22 protein-coding genes are annotated in these 21,627 nt (G+C 70.6%); 7 read left to right on the forward strand and 15 right to left on the reverse strand.

The window, feature by feature from the left end:
• Nucleotides 1–8: 8 nt before the first annotated feature.
• Nucleotides 9–668 (reverse strand): hypothetical protein, encoded by a 660-nt coding sequence (locus CP978_RS20715; protein WP_227745417.1) that lies wholly within the window; start codon nt 666–668, stop codon nt 9–11.
• A 123-nt stretch (nt 669–791) separates the two neighbouring features.
• Here CP978_RS20715 and trpS point away from each other — a divergent pair, with 123 nt between their 5' ends.
• Nucleotides 792–1,856, forward strand: a complete 1,065-nt coding sequence (trpS, locus tag CP978_RS20720) for a tryptophan--tRNA ligase (RefSeq protein ID WP_221500945.1) — start codon at nt 792–794, stop codon at nt 1,854–1,856.
• A 157-nt stretch (nt 1,857–2,013) separates the two neighbouring features.
• The gene (locus tag CP978_RS20725; RefSeq protein WP_043443207.1) at nt 2,014–2,595 is read left to right on the forward strand and encodes a 2'-5' RNA ligase family protein; all 582 of its coding nucleotides are present in this window, start codon (nt 2,014–2,016) and stop codon (nt 2,593–2,595) included.
• Nucleotides 2,596–2,614: 19 nt separating this feature from the next.
• On the opposite strand, the gene dprE2 is transcribed toward CP978_RS20725, so the two are convergent.
• Complete coding sequence (dprE2, locus tag CP978_RS20730) at nt 2,615–3,382, reverse strand: decaprenylphospho-beta-D-erythro-pentofuranosid-2-ulose 2-reductase (protein ID WP_043443209.1); 768 nt, start codon at nt 3,380–3,382, stop codon at nt 2,615–2,617.
• Between the two features lie 231 nt (nt 3,383–3,613).
• On the opposite strand from dprE2, the gene CP978_RS20735 reads away from it, so the two are divergent.
• Entirely contained in the window at nt 3,614–4,525 is a 912-nt protein-coding gene (locus tag CP978_RS20735) for a YihY/virulence factor BrkB family protein (RefSeq protein ID WP_043443211.1), read from the forward strand.
• On the opposite strand, the gene CP978_RS20740 is transcribed toward CP978_RS20735, so the two are convergent.
• Complete coding sequence (locus CP978_RS20740) at nt 4,473–5,753, reverse strand: D-alanyl-D-alanine carboxypeptidase family protein (RefSeq protein WP_043443214.1); 1,281 nt, start codon at nt 5,751–5,753, stop codon at nt 4,473–4,475. The two genes, CP978_RS20735 and CP978_RS20740, sit on opposite strands and share 53 nt — an antisense overlap.
• 127 nt (nt 5,754–5,880) lie before the next feature.
• On the opposite strand from CP978_RS20740, the gene CP978_RS35755 reads away from it, so the two are divergent.
• The 3 genes from CP978_RS35755 (at nt 5,881) to CP978_RS20750 (ending at nt 9,140) form a co-directional block, all read left to right on the forward strand.
• Entirely contained in the window at nt 5,881–6,123 is a 243-nt protein-coding gene (locus tag CP978_RS35755; RefSeq protein ID WP_043443216.1) for an SCO4848 family membrane protein, read from the forward strand.
• Between the two features lie 18 nt (nt 6,124–6,141).
• On the forward strand, nt 6,142–7,413 hold the full coding sequence (locus CP978_RS20745) for a metallophosphoesterase (protein ID WP_043443218.1): 1,272 nt from the start codon (nt 6,142–6,144) through the stop codon (nt 7,411–7,413).
• A gap of 167 nt (nt 7,414–7,580) precedes the next feature.
• Nucleotides 7,581–9,140 (forward strand): ABC transporter substrate-binding protein, encoded by a 1,560-nt coding sequence (locus tag CP978_RS20750; RefSeq protein ID WP_043443220.1) that lies wholly within the window; start codon nt 7,581–7,583, stop codon nt 9,138–9,140.
• Between the two features lie 104 nt (nt 9,141–9,244).
• On the opposite strand, the gene CP978_RS20755 is transcribed toward CP978_RS20750, so the two are convergent.
• From CP978_RS20755 to CP978_RS20765, 3 genes are all read right to left on the reverse strand, one after another.
• Nucleotides 9,245–9,967 carry an MgtC/SapB family protein gene (locus tag CP978_RS20755; protein ID WP_043443222.1) on the reverse strand — a complete coding sequence of 241 codons (723 nt, stop codon included), beginning with the start codon at nt 9,965–9,967 and terminating at the stop codon, nt 9,245–9,247.
• A gap of 99 nt (nt 9,968–10,066) precedes the next feature.
• The gene (locus CP978_RS20760; protein WP_079162543.1) at nt 10,067–11,542 is read right to left on the reverse strand and encodes a sensor histidine kinase; all 1,476 of its coding nucleotides are present in this window, start codon (nt 11,540–11,542) and stop codon (nt 10,067–10,069) included.
• A 32-nt stretch (nt 11,543–11,574) separates the two neighbouring features.
• Nucleotides 11,575–12,282: a response regulator transcription factor gene (locus CP978_RS20765; RefSeq protein WP_043443226.1), complete on the reverse strand. Its 708-nt coding sequence runs from the start codon at nt 12,280–12,282 to the stop codon at nt 11,575–11,577.
• A gap of 158 nt (nt 12,283–12,440) precedes the next feature.
• Here CP978_RS20765 and CP978_RS20770 point away from each other — a divergent pair, with 158 nt between their 5' ends.
• Nucleotides 12,441–14,894, forward strand: a complete 2,454-nt coding sequence (locus CP978_RS20770) for an MMPL family transporter (protein WP_043449095.1) — start codon at nt 12,441–12,443, stop codon at nt 14,892–14,894.
• Here the strand turns inward: CP978_RS20770 and CP978_RS20775 are convergent.
• The 9 genes from CP978_RS20775 to sdhC all read right to left on the reverse strand — a co-directional run bounded on the left by CP978_RS20775 (nt 14,866) and on the right by sdhC (nt 21,598).
• Nucleotides 14,866–15,483 carry a Uma2 family endonuclease gene (locus CP978_RS20775; protein WP_043443228.1) on the reverse strand — a complete coding sequence of 206 codons (618 nt, stop codon included), beginning with the start codon at nt 15,481–15,483 and terminating at the stop codon, nt 14,866–14,868. The genes CP978_RS20770 and CP978_RS20775 overlap by 29 nt on opposite strands.
• 165 nt (nt 15,484–15,648) lie before the next feature.
• Nucleotides 15,649–16,269: a Uma2 family endonuclease gene (locus tag CP978_RS20780; RefSeq protein ID WP_043443230.1), complete on the reverse strand. Its 621-nt coding sequence runs from the start codon at nt 16,267–16,269 to the stop codon at nt 15,649–15,651.
• A 90-nt stretch (nt 16,270–16,359) separates the two neighbouring features.
• Complete coding sequence (locus tag CP978_RS20785) at nt 16,360–17,100, reverse strand: TetR/AcrR family transcriptional regulator (protein WP_043449098.1); 741 nt, start codon at nt 17,098–17,100, stop codon at nt 16,360–16,362.
• 11 nt (nt 17,101–17,111) lie between these two features.
• Entirely contained in the window at nt 17,112–17,597 is a 486-nt protein-coding gene (locus tag CP978_RS20790; protein WP_043443232.1) for a thiol-disulfide oxidoreductase DCC family protein, read from the reverse strand.
• 3 nt (nt 17,598–17,600) lie between these two features.
• Nucleotides 17,601–18,008, reverse strand: coding sequence for a hypothetical protein (locus CP978_RS20795; RefSeq protein ID WP_043443234.1), 408 nt, complete (start codon nt 18,006–18,008; stop codon nt 17,601–17,603).
• 186 nt (nt 18,009–18,194) lie between these two features.
• Nucleotides 18,195–18,956, reverse strand: a complete 762-nt coding sequence (locus CP978_RS20800) for a succinate dehydrogenase iron-sulfur subunit (RefSeq protein WP_043443236.1) — start codon at nt 18,954–18,956, stop codon at nt 18,195–18,197.
• Nucleotides 18,956–20,710: a succinate dehydrogenase flavoprotein subunit gene (sdhA, locus tag CP978_RS20805; RefSeq protein WP_043443238.1), complete on the reverse strand. Its 1,755-nt coding sequence runs from the start codon at nt 20,708–20,710 to the stop codon at nt 18,956–18,958. Before sdhA ends, CP978_RS20800 begins: the two co-directional genes overlap by 1 nt.
• 19 nt (nt 20,711–20,729) lie before the next feature.
• Entirely contained in the window at nt 20,730–21,212 is a 483-nt protein-coding gene (locus CP978_RS20810; protein ID WP_043443240.1) for a succinate dehydrogenase hydrophobic membrane anchor subunit, read from the reverse strand.
• Between the two features lie 5 nt (nt 21,213–21,217).
• Complete coding sequence (gene sdhC, locus CP978_RS20815) at nt 21,218–21,598, reverse strand: succinate dehydrogenase, cytochrome b556 subunit (protein ID WP_043443242.1); 381 nt, start codon at nt 21,596–21,598, stop codon at nt 21,218–21,220.
• Nucleotides 21,599–21,627: the final 29 nt, after the last annotated feature.

Consider the following 21,627-nt stretch of genomic DNA (forward strand, 5'->3'; position numbering starts at 1 on the left):
CCCGTCGGTCATCCGAGCTCACCCAGATCGATGAGTTCCTGCCTCGGCGGCCCGGGATCGCGCCGGGCCGCCGACCGCCGCGCCGCCCACATGCCCCCGGCCCCCAGCAGCAGTCCCGCTCCGAGGCCGGCGGCCCCCCAGCGCAGGGTCTCCCCGGCACCGGTCTCCCGGCCGGTGCCGGACGACCCGAACAGGCCCTTGCTCTCCAGCCGGTCGAAGACCTCCCGCGAGACCCGGTGCCAGCGGCGGTCGTCGTCGGCTGCGTCCGGTGCCGGATCCGACCTGACCCACACCGAGCCGTCCTCGGCCATGAGCACCTGGTCCTGCCGCTCGACGGCCACATCGCCCCCGGGAGCCCGCTGGGTGTAGGGCCAGCCGCCGATCCCGGTCAGCCCCCACATCACGGTGGCCCGCACCTCCGGATACCGCCCCTCGTGCCAGCTGTCCGGCACCGGCTCGCTCCGCGCCTCCTCCGGCTTCAACAGCTGCCACAGCAGCGCGAAGTCCCCGTTCCCGGTGCGCAGCATCGTCGTACGGCCGCTGCCGTTGGCCACGACGAACGCCACATCGGGTATGTCCTTGCTCGTGGCGCTCGCCGGGGCGGCGCCCCCGCCGAGCGCCACGACCGTCACCGTCAGCGCCGCAGCGACCCTGCCTAACCCGCACACGCGATGGTCCTCCTCTGTGTTCTCGCTTGTCATGTCTCTTGCTGCATCGTCGCCGATGGCTCCGGCCCCCTCGGTCGCGCACCCGTTCCCGAGCGGTCCCCCGAACCTGAGAGAATGGTGAACATGGCTTCAGACCGCCCGTCCGACTCCCACGATCCCCAGGGGAACGGCTCCGCCACGCGGCGCCCTCCCCGTGTGCTCTCCGGAATCCAGCCCACGGCGGGCTCGTTCCACCTCGGCAACTATCTCGGCGCCGTCCGCCAGTGGGTGGACCTGCAGGAGAGCCATGACGCGTTCTACATGGTCGTGGACCTGCACGCGATCACGGTCCCGCAGGATCCGAAGGACCTGCGCGCCAACACCCGGCTGGCCGCCGCCCAGCTGCTCGCGGCCGGTCTGGACCCGGAGCGGTGCACCCTCTTCGTGCAGAGCCATGTCCCCGAACACGCCCAGCTCGCCTGGGTCATGAACTGCCTCACCGGCTTCGGCGAGGCGAGCCGCATGACCCAGTTCAAGGACAAGGCCGCCAAGCAGGGCGCCGACCGCGCGAGCGTCGGTCTGTTCACCTACCCGATCCTCCAGGTCGCCGACATCCTGCTCTACCAGGCGAACGAGGTCCCGGTCGGTGAGGACCAGCGCCAGCACATCGAGCTGACCCGTGACCTCGCGGAGCGCTTCAACGGCCGCTTCGGCGACACCTTCACGATCCCGCGTCCGTACATCCTCAAGGAGACGGCGAAGATCTACGACCTCCAGGACCCGTCGGTCAAGATGAGCAAGTCGGCGTCCACGCCGAAGGGTCTCATCAATCTGCTGGACGAGCCGAGGACCACCGCCAAGAAGGTCAAGAGCGCCGTCACGGACACGGACACCGTGATCCGCTACGACGAGGAGAACAAGCCGGGCGTCAGCAATCTGCTGACGATCTACTCGACCCTCACCGGAACCTCGGTCCCGGACCTGGAGGAGAAGTACACCGGCAAGGGCTACGGCGCGCTCAAGACGGACCTCGCCGAGGTCATGGTCGACTTCGTGACGCCGTTCCAGGAGCGCACCCGGCACTACCTGGACGACCCGGAGACCCTCGACTCGATCCTTGCCAAGGGCGCGGAGAAGGCGCGTGCCGTCGCCATGGAGACACTCGCCCAGGTGTACGACCGGGTGGGCTTCCTGCCCGCCAAGCACTGACCCCGCCGGGCCCCGACGCGCCGTGGAGTGCCGCACTCCACTCCGTCCGTGTCTGCCGGACGGCCGGGGCCCGGTCGTACAGTCGGAAGGCGAACACCGCAGCGGCCGCCCGGCCCGCCCGCCGGCCACGCACATCAACACGACGACAGGAGACGACGTGGGGACCGTAACGATCGGTGTGTCGATCGCGGTCCCGGAGCCTCACGGCAGCCTGCTCCAGGAGCTGCGCGCGGGCTTCGGCGACGCCGCGGCGCACGGTATCCCCACGCATGTCACCCTGCTGCCGCCGACCGAGGTCGAGGCCGGCGCGCTGCCCTCGGTCGAGGCACACCTCACCGAGGTGGCCGCGGCCGGGCGCCCCTTCCCGATGCGGCTGTCCGGCACGGGCACCTTCCGGCCCGTTTCCCCCGTGGTGTACGTCCGGGTCACCGAGGGCGCCGAGGCCTGCGCCCGGCTGCAGAGGCTGGTCCGTGACGCCTCCGGGCCGGTGGCGCGAGAGCTGCTCTTCCCGTACCACCCGCATGTCACCGTGGCGCACGCCATCGAGGAGGCGGCGATGGACCGGGCGTACGAGGAGCTGTCCGGCTACCGGGCCGAATGGCCCTGCACCGGCTTCGCGCTCTACGAGCAGGGCCCCGACGGAGTCTGGCGCAAGCTGCGGGAGTTCGTCTTCGGGGGCGCGGTGGTGCCGCCGCAGGCGGGCGCACCGCTGGAGAGCACCCCGCTTCCCCTGTCGTAGAAGGCTCCGCCGGGCCCCGCTACCCGATCGGCAGCCGACGGTACAGCGCACGCGGCAGATGCCGCAGGGCCGACATCAGCGGCCGGAGCGTCCCCGGCACCCAGACCGTCTCCGAGCGTCGCCGCAGCCCCAGTTCGATCGCCGTGGCCACGGCCTCCGGGGTGGTGGTCGGCAGACCCCTGTCCCGGGCCGGTGCCCCGGGCCGGCGGAGGGCCGCGGGGCGCACCACCATGACATGCACCCCGGTGCCGTGCAGCGCGTCCCCGAGCCCCTGGGCGAAGGTGTCGAGCCCCGCCTTGCTGGAGCCGTAGATGAAGTCCGCGCGGCGGGCGCGCTCACCGGAGGCCGACGACAGCATCACCAGTGAGCCGTGGCCCTGGTCCTGGAGCGCGCGGGCGCACACCAGGCCCGCCGACACCGCGCCCGTGTAGTTGGTCCGGGCGACATGCGCCGCGGCCACCGGGTCGCGTTCGTCGGTGGCCTGGTCGCCGAGCACCCCGAACGCGAGCAGCACCAGGTCGACGGCGCCCTCCGCGAACACCTTGCCGAGGGCGCTCTCATGGGCTTCGGGGTCGAGCGCGTCGAACGCGACGGTGCGGGCGTCGGCCCCCAGTGCGCGCAGCTGCCCGGCGGCTTCCTCCAGCTCGGGGGAGGGGCGCCCGGCCAGCCGTACGGTGCGGGCGCGGCGGGCGATCAGGCGGCGCGCGGTGGCCAGCGCGATCCCGGACGTGCCACCGAGGATCAGCAGGGACTGCGGGGGGCTGAAGGCGTCCTTGTGGGCAGGCATGACCGTGACCGTAGCGTCGCGAAACGGAATAACCTCTCCATGTCCCCGCTCTTCGGCCCCACTCCTCCTCGCTCCTCACCGTAATGGGCGAGTCGTGGAACGTGTCCGAGGGGTCGCGGGGCGCCGCCGACGGGTACCCGAGGGGGAGGGACATGGGCGGGACCGGTGCGGGCAGGTGCGCCGACGGGGTGTCCGACGACCGGCCGAGAGGCCCGAGGGGAGAGTCGGATCATGGATTGGCTGAAGAAACTCCCCGGCATCGGGCCGCTGGTCACCCGTCTCATGGCCACGCACGCCTGGCGTTCCTACGAGCGCCTGGACCGGGTGAAGTGGTCCAGGCTCGCCGCCGCGATGACCTTCGTCAGCTTTGTCGCGCTCTTCCCGCTGCTCACCGTCGCCGCCGCGATCGGTGCCGCGACGCTCAGCGAGAGCCGGCAGAACAGGCTGCAGAACAAGATCGCCGAGCAGGTCCCGGGCATCTCCGGCCAGCTCGACATCCATGGCCTGGTGCAGAACGCCGGCACCATCGGGGTCATCGCCGGCGCCGCCCTGTTCTTCGTCGGCATCGGCTGGGTCGGCCAGGTGCGGGACTGTCTGCGCGCGGTGTGGGAGCTGCCGGACAGCCATGACAACCCCGTCCTGCGCAAGGTCAAGGACGGTGTGGTGCTGGTGGGTCTGGGCGGCGCGATCCTGGTCACCATCGGCACGACCGCCCTCGCCTCCGCCCTGGTCGGCTGGACCGCGGGGGAGTTCGACCTCCACAGCGCAGGCTGGGGCAGCGTGCTGCTGCGGATCGCCGCCTTCGTGGTCGCGGTCCTCGCCGACTTCCTGGTCCTGCTGTACGTGCTCACGCTGCTGCCCGGTGTGGAGCCCCCTCGGCACCGGCTGCTGACCGCCGCCCTGATGGGCGCGGTCGGCTTCGAGATGCTCAAACTGCTGCTCAGCGGCTATATCCAGGGCGTCGCCTCGAAGACCATGTACGGCGCCTTCGGGGTGCCGGTCGCCCTGCTGCTGTGGATCAACTTCTCCTCGAAACTGGTGCTGTTCTGCGCCGCCTGGACGGCGACGCCGAGCAGCGGACCCGAGGGGATCACGGACGCGTCCGACGGCGTGCCAGGTCAGGCAGCGGCCAGCGACGGTTGACCAGGAACACCCCCGCCGCGACCAGCACCAGTACGGCTCCGCTGAGGGCCAGCGCCATCCCGACGCCGGTGGAGCCGCCGTTCTTCACCGGCGCGGCCGCCGCCTCGGCGGGAGCGGGGCTCTCGCCCGCGGTGCCCGTGCCTTCTGCCGGGGAGGGGGACGGCCCGGCGCTCGTCCGCGCGCCCTGCGGGGGGACCAGCTCGCCCACCGGCTCCACCTTGCCGGCCGCGCCGAAGCCCCAGTCGAACAGCTCGGCGGCCTCCCGGTAGACCTGGTTGTGGTCCTTCTTCTCCGGGTTCATGACCGTGACCAGCAGCTTCCTGCCGTCCCGTTCCGCGACACCGGTGAAGGTCGCGCCCGCGTTGGTGGTGTTGCCGTTCTTGACACCCGCGATCCCCCGGTACGGGGAGAGGTCGCTGTCGCCGGACAGCAGCCGGTTGGTGTTGCGGATCTCGAAGGATCCGCGGGTCTTCTTGCCCTTCTTCACCTCGGTCCGGCCCGGGATCGTGGCCTGCACCGTCGAGCAGTACTCCCGGAAGTCCTTCTTCTGCATCCCGGAGCGGGCGATCAGCGTCAGGTCGTACGCGGAGGAGACCTGGGTGGGTGCGTCATAGCCGTCGGGGCTGACCACCCGGGTGTCGAGGGCCTGGAGCCGCCCGGCGTGCTCCTGCATGTCCTCGACGGTCTGCTCGACGCCGCCGTTCATCGAGGAGAGCACATGGACGGCGTCGTTGCCGGAGCGCAGAAAGACGCCCAGCCACAGGTCGTGGGCCGTGTAGGTCTCGCCCTTCGATATCGGCACCACACTGGACCCGTCGCCCACGTCGGCCAGATCGGCTGCGGTCACCTTGTGCGTCTCGTCCCTCGGGAACTTGGGCAGCAGGGTGTCGGCGAACAGCATCTTCAGGGTGCTCGCCGGGGGCAGCCGCCAGTGCGCGTTGTGGGCGGCCAGAACATCGCCGGACTCGGCGTCGGCGATGATCCAGGAGCGCGCGGTGATGTCCTTCGGCAGCACCGGGACGCCGTCGCCGAGCTTCACCTGGGTGCCGGGTCTGCCGAGCAGTTCGCCGCCGACGGCCGACATGCCGGCCGGGGGCGTGGCCGAATGCGGCACATCCAGGCTCCGGGCGTCCGCGAACGCGGTCGCGGAGGCGACGAGGGAGAGGGACAGCACGGTGGCGGAGGCGACCGCGAGGCGGCGCCCGCCGGTCTTCTTCGAGGGGGACACGGTCGCGAAAGTACAGGGCGCGACACGGGAAGTCCCGCCCGGTCCCCGCCTGTTCGTGGCCGGGGGCCCGGAGTGAGGCTCCTCACCCCGGGGCGGGCGGACGGACAAGAGCGGCGATACTGGATCCATGAAGCTCAGCCGCCCCCTCTCCTGGTTCCTGCTCGCCTTCGGGGTGTGGAGCTGGGTCATCTGGATCACTTTCGTCAAGAACCTGTGGAAGGACGGCAGCGGACTCGCGTTCGACGACGAGGGGAACCCGACGGCATACTTCTGGGTGCATCTGGCGCTGGCCGTCGTCTCCTTTCTCCTGGGGACAGCCATCGGCGCCATCGGGTTGCGCGGACTGCGCGCGCTGCGTCGTACGTCATAGCGGGGGAGCGGACACACGGTGGTCGTCGTCTTCGTGCTGGTCGCTCTGGCCGTGCTGGCCGCGTTCGCGGCGCTGCACTGGTTCGCGTGGCGCCGGCTGGTCCGTGACACCACCCGTGGGCCGGGCCCGGCCCGCCGCCTCGGCACGGTGGTGCTGGTCGCCGGTCCGCTGCTGATGGTCGCGGCCCTGGTCGCCGAGCGTGCGGGGGCGCCCTTCTGGCTCCAGCGCGTCCTGGGCTGGCCGGGCTTCCTCTGGATGGCACTGTCGCTCTATCTGCTGCTGGCACTGGCCGCGGGGGAACTGGTCCGTCCGCTGGTGCGGCGCCTGGTGGAACGCCGTGCGCCCGTGGCGGAGCCGGCGCCGAGCCCGCTCCCGCTCCCGGTGGCGGCGGGGCCGGTGCCCGCCGAGGAGAGGACCGCGGAGCCGGTGCCGGAGGCGCCCGCCGGGGACCCGGGCACCGGACACCCCTCCCGCCGGCTCTTCGTCTCCCGGGCCGTCGGCGGTGCGGTGGCCGCCGCCGCCGTCGGCACGGTGGGCTACGGCACCTACGGCGTCCTGCGGGGACCCGCCGTGAAACGCGTCACGGTCCCGCTGGCCAGGCTGCCGCGCGCGGCGCACGGGTTCCGGATCGCGGTCGTGAGCGACATCCATCTCGGCCCGGTGCTCGGCCGCGGCTTCGCCCAGCGGGTGGTGGACACCATCAACTCCACCCAGCCGGACCTCATCGCGGTCGTCGGCGACCTGGTCGACGGCAGCGTGAAGGACCTGGGCCCCGCGGCGGCACCGCTGTCGCAGCTGAGGGCACGCCACGGCAGCTTCTTCGTCACCGGCAACCACGAGTACTTCTCCGGCGCCGAGCAGTGGGTCGAGGAGGTGCGCCGGCTCGGTCTGCGGCCGCTGGAGAACGCCCGCACCGAACTGCCCGCGTTCGACCTGGCAGGCGTCAACGACCTGGCGGGGGAGAGCGAGGGCGAGGGCCCCGACTTCGCCAAGGCGCTCGGCGACCGGGACCCCGCACGCGCCGTGGTCCTGCTGGCCCATCAGCCGCTCCAGATCCACGAGGCCGTCGAGCACCGGGTGGACCTCCAGCTCTCCGGCCACACCCACGGCGGCCAGCTCTGGCCGGGGAACCTCGTCGCCGCCGCGGCCAACCCGACCGTCGCGGGCCTGGACCGCTACGGAGACACCCAGCTGTATGTGTCCCGCGGCGCGGGGGCCTGGGGTCCCCCCACCCGGGTGGGAGCCCCGAGCGACATCACCGTGATCGAACTGGCGTCGCGCCGGGCATGACCGCTCGGGCAGCCGCCCGCGGCGGGCCTGGCCGGAATTCGAGGGAAGTTTGTCCGAGTGACATCTTTCTCATCTCGACCGATCCCCCTTCCCCCAGGTGAAATGCCGTGATGAGGTGATTCGCGCCACGGAGTAGTGGTGTGAGCTGAGCCTGGGGAGGGGCACCGTTGCGATCGATTCGCACGCGGATTCTCGTGACCGTGCTGGTACTGGTCGGAGTGGGAGTGGGCGGGTGGCAGCTGCTGCCGGCCAAGGAGGACACCGGCAAGACCATCGCGGTCGGGACGACGAACGCCGTCACCTCGCTGGACCCGGCCGGGGCCTATGACGCCGGCTCCTGGGAGCTGTTCAGCAATGTCTTCCAGTCGCTGCTGACCTTCGAGGCCGGCGGCGTCGAACCCGTGCCCGACGCCGCCAAGAGCTGTGAGTTCGTCGGGACGAACCTGCGCACCTATCGCTGCACCCTCCGCGAGGGACTCACCTTCTCCAGCGGACGCGAGATGACCGCCGAGGACGTCAAGTTCTCCTTCGACCGGATCAAGCGCATCAACTCCGACGTCGGCCCCGCCTCTCTGCTCAGCACGCTCCGCTCGGTCGACGCCGACGGGCTGACGGCCACGTTCCATCTGTCCTCGCCCGACGCGATCTTCCCGTACAAGCTCGCCACCGGCGCCGGATCGATCGTCGACCACGCCGTGTACGCGCAGGACAAGCTGCGCACCGACAACGGGGCCGACGGCAGCGGGCCGTACACCCTGACCGGGTACAAGAAGGACAAGGAGGCCGGCCTGGCGCCGAACGAGCGCTACCGGGGCGACATCAAGGGCACCGGGCGGCCCATCGTGCTGCGCTACTACAGCGACCCGGTCTCCCTGGAGAAGGCGTGGAAGGCCAAGCAGGTCGACGTCGCCACCCGCCAGCTGCCCCCGGCCGTGCTCGCCGGCTTCTCGCCGAGCGACCCCAATTATCGCCTCAGCGAGGCCAACAGCGCCGAGATCCGCAACCTGGTCCTCAACACCACCGCCCGCTCACCGCTGCACGACTCCCGCGTCCGCCAGGCCGTCGCCACACTGATCAACCGCGAGCAACTCGTCAGCAAGGTGTACGAGGGCACCACCGACCCGCTGTACTCGCTCATCCCGGCCGGCATCACCGGTCACACCACCTCCTTCTTCGACGCCTACACCACGGGCGACACCAAGAAGGCCCGCGCCCTGCTGACCGAGGCCGGTGTGCAGGTACCCGTCCGCTTCACCTACGGCTACGCCGAGGGCCGCGGTGCCGCCGCCGAGGAGGCCGCAGAGCTGAAGCGGCAGCTGGAGGCGAGCGGGCTGTTCACCGTGGACACCAAGGGATACGAGTGGACCGACTTCCAGAAGCGGTACACCAGCGGCCGACTGGACGCGTACGCGGTCGGCTGGGTCGCCGACTACCCCGACCCGGACACCTTCAGCGCTCCGCTCGTCGGCACCGGCAACAGCATGAAGAACGGCTACAGCAGCAAGGACGTGGACCGGCTGATCCTGGACAGCGAGCGCTACTCGGCTCGCACCGACGACGTCGGCGCCGACTTCCGGCAGGTGCAGAGGATCGTGGCCGAGGACGTCCCGCTGATTCCCCTGTGGCAGCGCAAGGAGTACGTGGTCAGCAGCGTGGACGTCGGCGGAGGACAGTATCTGTCGGACGGTACGGGCGTCTTCCGCCTCTGGCGGCTCGGCTGGATCTGACGCGGGGTCCCCGGGTGGGGCCCCGAGCGACCTCACCGTGAGCGAACCGGCGTCGCGCCGGGCATGACGGGACGGGGCCCCGCGTGGCGGTGGGGCCCGCGGCCTCAGGCGGCGGGGTTGTCGGGGTCGTCGCCGGCGACGGCGATCACGCCGTCGATCCCCGAGAGCGTCTCCACCAGCTCGCTGATCGCGCCGCGTCCCTCGACCGACATGGTGACCGAGACCGTGCGCGGGACATGGACCTCGTCATGCTGCTCGACCGCGAGATCGTCGACGGTGAAGCCACGCGCCGTGCACTCCCCCAGCACCAGCCGCAAGGTGCCGCGTCCGTCCAGATAGGTCAGCCGGAGCCGGAACGGGGCGTACCGGGAGCGGGGGAGCCTCGACGCCAGGGGCGCCAGGGCCAGCACCACCAGGTAGTGCCCGACCACGCCCCCGATGGCCAGCGCCCACAGCCCCGCCCCGGCGGCCATGCCCACGGCCGCGGTCAGCCAGATCGTCGCGGCCGTGGTGAGCCCACGTACGGCGTCCCGCCGGACGAAGATCAGACCGCCGCCGATGAAGCCGATGCCCGACACGATCTGCGCGGCCACCCGGGACGGGTCGAGGGTCACATGGGAACCGAGGACATCGGTGAACCCGTACTTGGACACCAGCATGATCAGCGCGGCGGCGAACCCCACCAGGGCATGGGTGCGCATTCCGGCGCTCTTCTGCCGTACCTCCCGCTCCGCCCCGACCGCGACGGACAGCACCAGCGCCAGACCCAGCTCCCCGATCTGGGTCCAGCCCTGTCCAGTCGGCTCGCCGAAATACGCCAGAATCATCGCAACAGCCTAAGGACCAGGCGCCCGTCCGGGTGGGATCGCACGGCTTGTGTCGCTGATTCCGTAAAGTCCCGAGAAGGCCGGACTGTTTCCCCGGGCTCAGGCCCGGTCCTCGCCTCCGGTCCGGGAGGGCAGGGCCACCGTCACCGTGAGGCCCTTGCCGGGGGCCGTGCACAGGGTCACCTCGCCGTGATGGGCGTCCACCACGCCCTGCACGATGGCCATGCCGAGACCGCTGCCCTCGCCGCCGCCCGCGCGGAAGAAGCGGTCGAAGACACGGGCCGCGTCCTCCTCGGCGAGCCCCGGCCCCTCGTCCGCGACGGACAGCCGCACCACCCCGCCCTCGCGCTCCACCCCCAAGCGCACCGGGGCCTCGGCGGGCGTGTGGACGCGGACGTTCGCCACCAGATTGCCGAGCACCTGCCGCAGCCCGGACTCGTCGGCCCGGACCAGCAGGGCGCCGTCCGCGCACACCGTCACCGGACGCCCCGGCTGCTGGGCCCGCAGATCCGCCGCCGCGTCCCGCACCAGACGGCTCAGATCGACGTTCCTGAACCGGAGTTCGGGCCGCTGGTCGAGCCGGGCCAGGACGAGGAGTTCGTCGACCAGCCGGCCCATGCGGTCCACCTCGGCCGTCATCCGCTCCCACGGCCGCTTCCCCTCCGGCTCCCCGCCGCCCTCCGGCGCGACCCCCAGATCAGGACCGGGCAGCATGCCCTTCTCGTACAGCTGGAGATAGCCGCGGATCGCGGACAGGGGCGTCCGTAGCTCGTGCGAGGCGTCCGCGACGAAATGCCGCAGCTGGGCGGCGCTGCGCTCGCGTGTCCGGTACGCCGACTCCACCTGGTGGAGCATGGAGTTGAGGGCGGTGCGCAGCTGCTCGACCTCCAGCGAGGTCTCTCTGCTGGAGGGCACCCGGCGGGTCAGATCGCCCTCGGCGATGGCCGAGGAGGTCTCCACCATGTCCTCCAGCGGCCGCAGCCGGCGGCCCACATCGACCATGGTCAGCGTGGCGAGCAGCGCCAGCAGCAGGGTCCCGACGGTGAAGTCCAGCCGGAGCGCCTTGGCGACACCGGTGTGCAGCACCCCGGTCGAGCGGGCGATCAGCACATAGGTGCCGTCGGCGAGGCGCGCCCCCGTCACCCGGTACGGGTCGCCGCGCAGTTCGAGCTCGCGTGTCCCGCGGTCCCCGGCGAGGGCGGCCGGGCCGTGGACGGCGGCGGCGAGCGCCCGCTGGGCGGTGGTCGGTCGCAGTCCGGCGACGGTCAGCGGTGTGCCGTGCCGGTCGACCACCGTGAACACGGTGTCCGGGTTCGGTGAGTCGTCGCCGTGCGGCAGCAGCCGGTCACGGACGACCGCCAGCGTGCCCAGCGAGTCGAGTTGACGGAGCGTCAGATGTGAGGCCGCCAACGAGTCACGGGTCTTGGCCAGCTCCGTGTCGATCTGGCCGAGCACATAGTGCCGCATCCCCATCACGCTGACGGCCGTCGCCGCGACGATACCGAGCGCCAGCAGGGCCACGTTCGCCAGCGTCAGCTTGGCCCGCAGGGAGCGGACGCCCCGGCGCCGCGGCATCGGGGACAGCCTCGGGAGGAGCCCGGAGAGCATCAGGCGAGCCCGTATCCCACACCCCGCCGGGTGGTGATCAGCGGCGGGCCCAGCGGGTCGAGCTTGCGGCGCAGATAGCTGATGTAGGTCTCCACGACCGTGGACTCCTGCGGGGTGTGCTCGTACTGCCACACATGGCGCAGCAACTGCTCCTTGGGCACGATCCGCCCGCCGTTGCGCACCAGGAAACGCAGCAGCGCGTACTCGGTGGGGGTCAGCTCGACGGTGTGGCCCGCGCGGTGCACCGAGTAGGTCGTCTCGTCCAGCTCGAGGTCGCCGTAGCGCAGCGGCGGCCGCTGCGGCAGGACGTCGGGGCGGGAGAAGGTACGGCGCAGCACGGCCCGCACCCGGGCGACCACCTCGTCGATGTTGAAGGGCTTGGTGATGTAGTCGTCGCCGAAGCCGAGCGCGCCGACGATCTCCGCGGGCGCGTCGCGTGCGGTGACGAAGACCACCGCCGACCCCGGGTGGCGGGCGCGCAGTTCGCGGCCGAGCGCCCGGCCGTCCCCGTCCGGCAGCATCACATCGAGCAGCGCCACATCGGGCCGGGTGCGCTCGGCGAGCGCCAGCGCCTCGCGGACCGTGCCCGCGGTCATCACCTGGAAGCGGTGGTAGCGCAGGGCGATGGTGAGGACGTCCGCGATGCTCTCCTCGTCCTCCACGACGAGGACCGTCGCTTCCCGGTGCGCTGCCTCGTTGACCGTCATGTCCACCAGTATCCGCGGCGGGACGGGGGGCGGGTCCGTGGGCGCCTTGGAGTTCCTTGAGAGTCACGGCGGGCCGTGCCCGTCCGCGTCCGCCGTTGCCGATGCTGGGGTTCCAGGACCCGGGGGACCCTGACGAAGGAGCGATGAGTGTGACCACGATGGCGCGGTGGTGCTACCGGCACCGGCTGACGGTCCTGGCGGTGTGGGTGGCTGCGCTGCTCGGGGTGGGGGTGACGGCGTCCGCCGGGGGCGCGGACTACGCGAATGTCTTCTCCCTGCCGGACACCGACTCCAAGTCCGCGTACGACCTGATGGAGAAGGCCTTCCCGAAGGCCTCGGGCGACACCGACACGGTGGTGTGGAAGGTCGGCCGGGGCTCGGTCCGGAACGCCTCGGTGCGGAACCGGATCGAGCCCGCCCTCGCGAGGATCGCCCGGATGCCGGGGGTCGGCGCGGTCCGCAGTCCCTACGCGGGTGCCGGGGGAGCGGGGCAGATCAGCCGGGACGGAACGATCGCCTACGCCCAGCTCACCTTCACCGAGCGGGCGAACACGGTGCCCAAGCAACTGGTGCAGGACGTGGTGGACACCGCGCGGGCGGCCGAACGCCCCGGGCTGGAGGTCGAGTCGGGCGGGCAGGCGGTCAGCAGGATCCAGCAGCCGCCCGCGGGACTGTCGGAGATGGTGGGGCTCGCGGCGGCGGCGATCGTCCTGTTCCTCGCCTTCGGCTCGCTCTTCGCTATGCTGCTGCCGATCGCGGTGGCGGTGTTCGGAGTCGGTATCGGTCTGTTCTCCACCCAGCTGATCAGCCATGTCACCGATGTTCCCGACATCGCACCGCTGCTCGCCTCGCTGATCGGTCTGGGCGTCGGCATCGACTACGCCCTGTTCATCGTCACCCGGCACCGGCGCGGGATCCTCGGTGGTCTGGAGCCGGAGGACGCGGCGGCGGTCGCCCTCGACACCTCCGGGCGGGCGGTGCTGTTCGCGGGGGGCACGGTGTGCATCGCGCTCGCCGGGATGCTGGTGACGGATCTGCGCTTCCTGGACGGTGTGGTCGTCGCCACCTCGCTCACCGTGGTGCTGAGCGTGCTCGCGGCCGTCACCCTGCTGCCGGCGCTGCTCGGGTTCCTCGGCCCGCGGGTGCTCAGCCGGCGCCAGCGGCGGCGGCTCGCGGCGCCGGGCACCCCTGGGGCGAGCACGCCCGGAGGGCCCGGGGAGGAGCAGGCGGTCGGCCTGGCGGCACGCTGGTCGGGCACCGTGCAGCGGCGTCCCCGGGTGATCGCCGCGCTCGCCCTGGCCGTCATGGTCGTCCTGGCGCTGCCGGTGCTGTCGCTGCGGCTGGGCGCCACCGACCAGGGCAGCGACGACGCCTCGACGACCACCAGGAAGGCGTACGACCTGCTCGCCGAGGGGTTCGGGCCCGGTTTCAACGGGCCGCTCCAGGTTGTCTCGGCCGGCGGCGACACCACCGCACTGGTCGAGGGGATCGGCGGGACCCCGGGGGTGGCCCGGGCCGTCGCGCTGGCCCCGGCGCACGGTGTCACCGTGATCCAGGTCGTCCCGACCACCTCGCCGCAGTCCGAGGAGACGGACCGTCTCATCGACACCCTGCGCGACCGGGTGATCCCGAAGGCGGGGGTCACGGCTCATGTCGGCGGTGCCACGGCGGTCTCCAAGGACTTCGCCTCGGTCACCGGGGACCGGCTGCCGGTCTTTGTCGCGACCATCGTCGGCCTCGGCTTCCTGCTTCTGCTGATCGCCTTCCGCTCGCTGGTGGTGCCGCTGACCGCGGCCGTGATGAATCTGATCGCCGCCGCCGCGTCCTTCGGCGTCCTGGTGGCGGTCTACCAGTGGGGCTGGGGACTGGAGTTGCTGGGCCTCGGCAAGGAGGGGCCCATCCAGGCCTTTCTGCCGATCATCATGCTCTCCCTGCTGTTCGGCCTGTCCATGGACTACCAGGTCTTCCTGGTGAGCCGGATGCACGAGGAGTGGGTGCACACCCGGGACAACGCCCGCGCGGTGCGGGTGGGGCTCGCGGAGACCAGCCGGGTCATCAACTCCGCGGCCCTGATCATGGTCTGCGTCTTCCTGGCCTTCGTCCTCAGCGGCAACCAGGGCGCGGCGATGGCGGGGGTCGGCCTGGCGGCGGCGGTCGCGCTGGACGCCTTCGTGCTGCGGACGGCGCTGGTGCCGGCAGCGATGCATCTGCTCGGCAGGGCCAACTGGTGGCTGCCCGGCTGGCTGGAGCGCCGGCTGCCGCATCTGGCGGTGGAACCGGGCGAGGAGCCGCAGGAGGAGACGCCCCGACCGGGCGCCGCGACGGTGGTGCACGGGTTCGTACGGGACGCGGAGGGCGACCCGGTGGCGGGTGCCGGGGTGACCCTGCTGTCGAAGGGCGGCCGCCAGCTGGACCGGGTCACGTCCCTCGCCGACGGCTCCTACATCGTCGCGGTGCCGGCGCCGGGGACGTACCTCATGGCGGTGACCTCACCCCTGTACGCGTCCCGCGCCCGGCATCTGACCGTGGGCGAGGAGCCACTGGTGCACGACGTGGAACTACGGCAGGACGAGGCGAACCCCGTCAGTCATCCTTCTTCTGCCCGGCCCTGAGGATCTGGCCCACGTCGAGGCTGACCTTGGCGCCGATCGTGTCGGGCAGCGCGACGATCTCACCGGGGGCGTGCACGCGGTGGTTCTCGTAGGTGTCCCCGGCGGGGTCCGTGAGGACATGGAGGCGCTGGTGCCTGCGGTCGACGACGACGTAGACGGGGATCTTCGCCTCGGCGTAGGCGGCGACCTTGGTGCTCAGATCGTTCTTCCAGTTCCCGGAGGTCATCTCCAGAACCAGTCGGAAGCAGACCGGGTCATAGGCGTTGTTCTCCACGAGGTGGTCCTCGACGTCGGCGTCCACCACCGCGAGGTCGGGGATGGCGTAGTCCTCGGTGTCGGTGGGGAGCCAGAGCCCGATCCCTTGGACGACCTCCGTGTCTGCACCGTGCAGCCCGGCTGTGACAAAGGGCAGCATGAGTGTGGTGAGAGCGCGAGCGTGGGGGAAATCCGGGGCTGGGGTCACGAGGAGATTTCCTCCGATGATCTCGACGCGGTAGCCCGGATGGCGCTCCATGATCTCGTCGGCAATGGCCGTGAGCGTGAACGGCTGGTCGTCGTCGAAGGGCTGCTCGACGGATGCAGCGGACATCGCGTGCCTCCTGTGGGCTGGTGTCGAGAGCATCATCGTAGGCACGGTGGGGCCCGGAGGTCCCGTTCGGCGTGGTTCACCCGATGGTGTTCATCCGGCCCGGTGCCTGCTTCCGGGGTCCGGCAGCATTCTTGTCATGCCCGGCAGGAAGTCCGCTCGCGGCCCTCAGTGCTTCGCTCGGCCCGCTTCGAGGATCTCGGCCACGTCGAGGGCGACTTCGGCGCCGATGGAGTCGGGCAGAGTGACGGTCTCGCCGGGGGCGTGCACGCGGTGGTTCTCGTACTTCTCACCGGCGGGGTCCTGGAGGACGTGCAGCCGCTGGTGCCTGCGGTCGACGACGACATAGACGGGGATCTTCGCCTCCGCGTAGGCGGCGACCTTGGTGCGTAGGTCGGCCCGGTAGTTGCTGGACGTGACTTCCAGAACCAAGCGGAAGCAGACGGGGTCGTAGCAATTGTTCTCGATGCAGTGGTCCTGGTAGTCGGCGTCGACCAGGGAGAGATCGGGGATCGCGTAGTCCTCGACGCCCGTCGGGAGCCAGAGACCGATGCCCTGGAGCACCTTCGACCCGTTCCCGTGCAGACCGGCGGACAGGAAGGGCACCATGAGACCGGTCAGCGCTTCGGCGTGCGGGCCGTCCGGGGGCGGTGACACGAGGATCTGTCCTCCGATGATCTCGACGCGGTAGCCCGGAAGGCGGTCCATGAGCCGGTTCGCCTCGGCGATCAGTGGCCGGTCCCCGTGCGGCCGGTCCCTGTGCGGCCGCTCAACAGCTGCTGCGGACATCAGGTGCCTCCTGTGGGCCGGTGTCGAGAGCATCATCGTAGGCACGGTGGGGCCCGGAGGTCCCGTTCGGCGTGGTTCACCCGATGGTGATCAGCCGGGCCGGTGCCTGCTCCCGGGGTCCGGCAGCATCCGTGTCATGCCCGGCAGGAAGTCGGTGAACAGGTCGTGCACCTCGTGGACCAGGGGGCGCAGTACGCGGAAGCGGGCCAGGGCGACGCCCCGTGCGGTGAGGCGGGCGCCGCGCTCGGCCAGCCGGTAGCTGCGCTCGCGGCCCTGGGTCCGGTCGAAGATCCAATACAGCACGAGCCCCATCTGGGAGAGCCACATCAACTCGGGCAGTGCGTCCCGCAGATCCTCCGGCACCTTGCTCTTCGCCCCCGCCAGCACCTCCTTGTGGACGGCGATGGCCTCCAGGCGGGCGTGCTCCGATTCGGGGGAGAAGGGGCTGAGCGGGCTGTCCGGGTCGGCGGCGTTCTTGAAGAACTGCACCGCGAACTCGTGATACGGCGTCGCGATGTCCAGCCATGCCTCCAGGACGCCCGCGAGCCGGGCCTCCAGGTCGGTCTCCCGCTCCAGCACCTCCCGGACCGCCACCCGGTGCTCGGCGGCGATCCGGTCGTAGAAGCCCTGGATCAGGTGTTCCTTGCCCTCGAAGTAGTAGTAGGCGTTCCCTACGGAGACCCCGGCCTCCTTGGCGATCGCCCGCATCGTCGTCTTGTCGTAGCCGCGCTCCTGGAACAGCCGCATCGCGGTCTCCAGGATGAGCGCACGGGTCTGCTCGGACTTGGTGGGCGCGGCGGTCTCGTCGGCTCGGTCGTTCTTCGGGGGCACGGACAGAGAGCCTAACGAGTGGCGCAGGCGCCGCCGTCGCACCCGGGCTCGGTGTAGGTCCACCCCGAGGCCGGATCGTAGGTCCAGCCGTCGCCCGACTGGTAGGCCCGGCCGCCCCACTGTGCCCCGCGCCATTTGGCGGCCGCCAGCACCATCCCCTTGGCGAGCCCCGCACCCGCCGGTGTGCTCAGCCGGTGGGCGAGGGCGCGGTGGCCGCGCAGGGCCCACAGTGTCACGACCCAGGCGGCGGGTCCGCGGTAGACCTGACCGGCGTCACCGACGACCGTGATCTCGTCGAGGGTGGCGCGGTGGTCGAGTTCGGGGAAGCGCCGGCGTGCCTCCTCGGAACCGGCCGGAACCAGGTCCAGCGGCACCAGTTGCGGCTGCCGCACCAGCCAGTCGCGCAGAAAGGCGCACAGGGAGCACTCGGCGTCGTACAGGACGGTGAGCCCCCGGACCGGGACGCGCGCGGCGTCCCGGACCTCCGCGGCCGTCATGGCTCAGACCCCCGTCGAGGGCTTGACCCAGCCCTGCGGCCCGACGGGCGGCACCTGCTCCCGCTCCATCACACCGCGCCGCCGGATCCGGTTGAGGACGTACACATTGCCCAGGTGCATCACGCCGAGCACCAGCAGCACCACGCCGAGCTTGGTCGACAGGGCCTCGAAGACGCCGCGGGTGTTCTCGACGGTGTCGTGGCTGTTCAGATACAGCGCGACGAACCCGAGGTTGACGAGGTAGAAGCCGACCACCAGCAGGTGGTTGACCGCGTCGGCGAGCTTCTCGTTCCCGTGCAGCACGTCCTCGAGGAAGACCCGCCCGTTGTGGCTGAGCGTGCGCGCCACCCAGACCGTCAGGGCGACGCTGATCAGCAGATAGACGACATAGGCGATGACCGTGAGGTCCATGCCCCCACCCTTCTTGAACACGTTCAAAAAGCTGACGGGAACGACTGTAGACCTGTTTTTGAACGCGTTCAACTAGTGGGACCGCCGCAGCAGGAGGCTGCCGTCGCCCGCCGATCGCACGACAACGCCCGAGGGCCCCGTTTCCACCGGAAACGGGGCCCTCGGGCGTTGTGCTGCGGGCGAGGCTCAGAAGCGGCGCGTGATCAGCGCTCGCTTCACCTCCTGGATCGCCTTGGTCACCTCGATGCCGCGCGGGCAGGCGTCCGTGCAGTTGAAGGTCGTGCGGCAGCGCCACACGCCGTCCTTGTCGTTGAGGATCTCCAGGCGCTGCTCGCCGGCCTCGTCACGCGAGTCGAAGATGAAACGGTGCGCGTTGACGATGGCCGCCGGGCCGAAGTACTGGCCGTCGTTCCAGAACACCGGGCACGAGGACGTGCAGGCGGCGCACAGGATGCACTTGGTGGTGTCGTCGAAGCGCTCGCGGTCCTCCGCCGACTGCAGACGCTCACGGGTCGGCTCGTTGGTGCCCTTCGTGATCAGGAAGGGCATCACGTCCCGGTACGCCTGGAAGAACGGCTCCATGTCCACGACCAGGTCCTTGAGGACCGTGAGGCCCTTTATGGGCTCGACCGTGATCGGCTTCTCGGGGTTGATGTCCTTGATCAGCGTCTTGCAGGCCAGACGGTTCTTGCCGTTGATCCGCATGGCGTCCGAGCCGCAGATGCCGTGGGCGCAGGAGCGGCGGAAGGTCAGCGTGCCGTCCAGGTCCCACTTGATCTTGTGCAGACCGTCGAGGACGCGCTCCTTGGGGTCGAGCTCCAGCTGGAAGTCTTCCCAGACCGACTCCGCCGAGACCTCCGGGTTGAAGCGGCGGATCCGGAAGGTGACGGTGATGTACGGGGAGGCCGCGGACTGTGCCTCGACCTTGTCCAGAACGGGGGTAGCCATCAGTACGTACGCTCCATCGGCTGGTAGCGGGTCTGGACGACCGGCTTGTAGTCGAGACGGATGGACTCGGTGCCGTCGTCGCCCACCTCGCGGTACGCCATGGTGTGGCGCATGAAGTTGACGTCGTCGCGGGTCGGGTAGTCCTCGCGGTAGTGACCGCCGCGGGACTCCTTGCGGGCCAGCGCGGAGACGGCCATGACCTCGGCCAGGTCCAGCAGGTTCCCCAGCTCGACGGCCTCCAGCAGGTCGGTGTTGAACCGCTTGCCCTTGTCCTGGATCGCCACGTTCTTGTAGCGCTCCCGGAGCTCGGCGATCTTCTCGACCGCCGTCTTGATCGTCTGCTCGGTGCGGAACACCATGACATTGGCGTCCATGGTGTCCTGCAGCTCGCGGCGCAGGTCGGCCACGCGCTCCTCGCCCGTGGACGCGCGCAGCTGCTCGATCTGCGAGACGACCAGCTCGGCAGGGTTCTCCGGCAGCTCGACGTACTCGGCCTTCTGCGAGTACTCCGCCGCCGCGATGCCGGCCCGGCGTCCGAAGACGTTGATGTCCAGCAGCGAGTTGGTGCCGAGGCGGTTGGCGCCGTGCACGGAGACACAGGCGACCTCGCCGGCCGCGTACAGACCCGGGACCACGGTGGTGTTGTCCGCCAGGACCTCACCCTCGACGTTGGTCGGGATGCCGCCCATCGCGTAGTGCGCGGTCGGCTGGATCGGGATCGGGTCGGTGTACGGCTCGATGCCCAGGTAGGTGCGGGCGAACTCGGTGATGTCGGGCAGCTTGGCGTCCAGCTGCTCCGGCGGCAGGTGGGTGAGGTCCAGGTAGACGTGGTCGCCCTCGGGACCGCAGCCCCGGCCCTCGCGGATCTCCGTGTAGATGGAGCGGGACACGACGTCACGCGACGCCAGGTCCTTCATCACCGGCGCGTACTTCTCCATGAAGCGCTCGCCGTCCTTGTTGCGGAGGATGCCGCCCTCGCCGCGCGCGCCCTCGGTGAGGAGGATGCCCATGCGCCAGATGCCGGTCGGGTGGAACTGGAAGAACTCCATGTCCTCCAGCGGCAGACCGCGGCGGTACACGGCCGCCTGGCCGTCACCGGTCAGCGTGTGCGCGTTGGACGTCACCCGGAAGAACTTGCCGCAGCCGCCGGAGGCGTAGATCACGGCCTTCGCCTGGAAGACATGGATCTCGCCGGTCGCCAGTTCGTAGGCCACCACACCGGCCGACTTCTTGACGCCGTCGACCTCGGTGATCAGCTGGTCCAGGACATAGAACTCGTTGAAGAACTCCACGCCCTCCTTGACGCAGTTCTGGTACAGCGTCTGGAGGATCATGTGGCCGGTGCGGTCGGCCGCGTAGCAGGAGCGGCGCACCGGCGCCTCGCCGTGGTTGCGGGAGTGACCGCCGAAGCGGCGCTGGTCGATCCTGCCCTCGGGCGTCCGGTTGAACGGCAGGCCCATCTTCTCCAGGTCGAGGACCGAGTCGATGGCCTCCTTCGCCAGGATCTCGGCGGCGTCCTGGTCGACCAGGTAGTCACCGCCCTTGATCGTGTCGAAGGTGTGCCACTCCCAGTTGTCCTCCTCCACATTGGCCAGCGCGGCGGCCATGCCGCCCTGCGCGGCGCCCGTGTGGGAGCGGGTGGGGTAGAGCTTGGTCAGCACGGCGGTGCGGCTGCGCTTCGTCGACTCGATGGCGGCGCGCATGCCCGCGCCGCCGGCGCCGACGATGACGGTGTCGTACTTGTGGATCTTCATGATTCTCGCAGCCCCGTGCCTAGCGGATGTTCGGGTCGAAGGTGAAGATCACCAGCGTGCCCAGCAGGATGGTCCACACCGTGGCGGTGTACAGCAGGCCCTTGAGCCACAGGCGGGTGCCCGGCCGCTCCGCGTAGTCGTTGATGACGGTACGCAGGCCATTGGCGCCGTGCAGCATCGCCAGCCACAGCATGGCGAGGTCCCAGACCTGCCACCACGGGGAGGCCCAGCGGCCGGCCACGAAGGCGAAGCCGACCTTGGAGACGCCGCCGTCGAGGACGAGCTGGATCAGCAGGTGGCCGAGGACCAGGACGACCAGGACGATGCCGGACAGGCGCATGAAGAGCCAGCCGTACATCTCGAAGTTACCGCGGGTGGACTTCGGGGTCTTGTTCGTCCGCTTGCGCGGGGCCTCGATGACCGGCGCGGGGTGGTCGACGCCGTACACGGGGGCGCTCTCGACGGGGCCGATGCCGGAGGCGGTGGTTTCAGTCGTGGACATGCGCGTCAGCTCCCGAAGACTTCACGAGCGGCGTGGCCGAGGACGGGGTAGATCGCCCCGAGCATCAGCACGACCCAGACGCCGACGACGGTCCAGAGCATCTGCTTCTGGTAGCGCGGGCCCTTCGACCAGAAGTCGACGGCGATGACGCGCAGGCCGTTGAGCGCGTGGAAGAGGATGGCGGCGACCAGGCCGTACTCCAGCACGGCGACGATGGGCGTCTTGTAGGTGGCCACGACCTTGTCGTAGGCCTCGGGGGAAACACGGACGAGAGCGGTGTCCAGCACGTGTACGAACAGGAAGAAGAAGATGAGGACACCGGTGACTCGGTGAGCCACCCAGGACCACATACCTTCCCGGCCGCGGTACAGCGTTCCAGCCGGCACGGAAGATCCCTCCGGGGAGCGGGGCTAGG

Source organism: Streptomyces nodosus (assembly GCF_008704995.1).
In the GTDB taxonomy this organism is placed as follows: Bacteria; Actinomycetota; Actinomycetes; order Streptomycetales; family Streptomycetaceae; genus Streptomyces; species Streptomyces nodosus.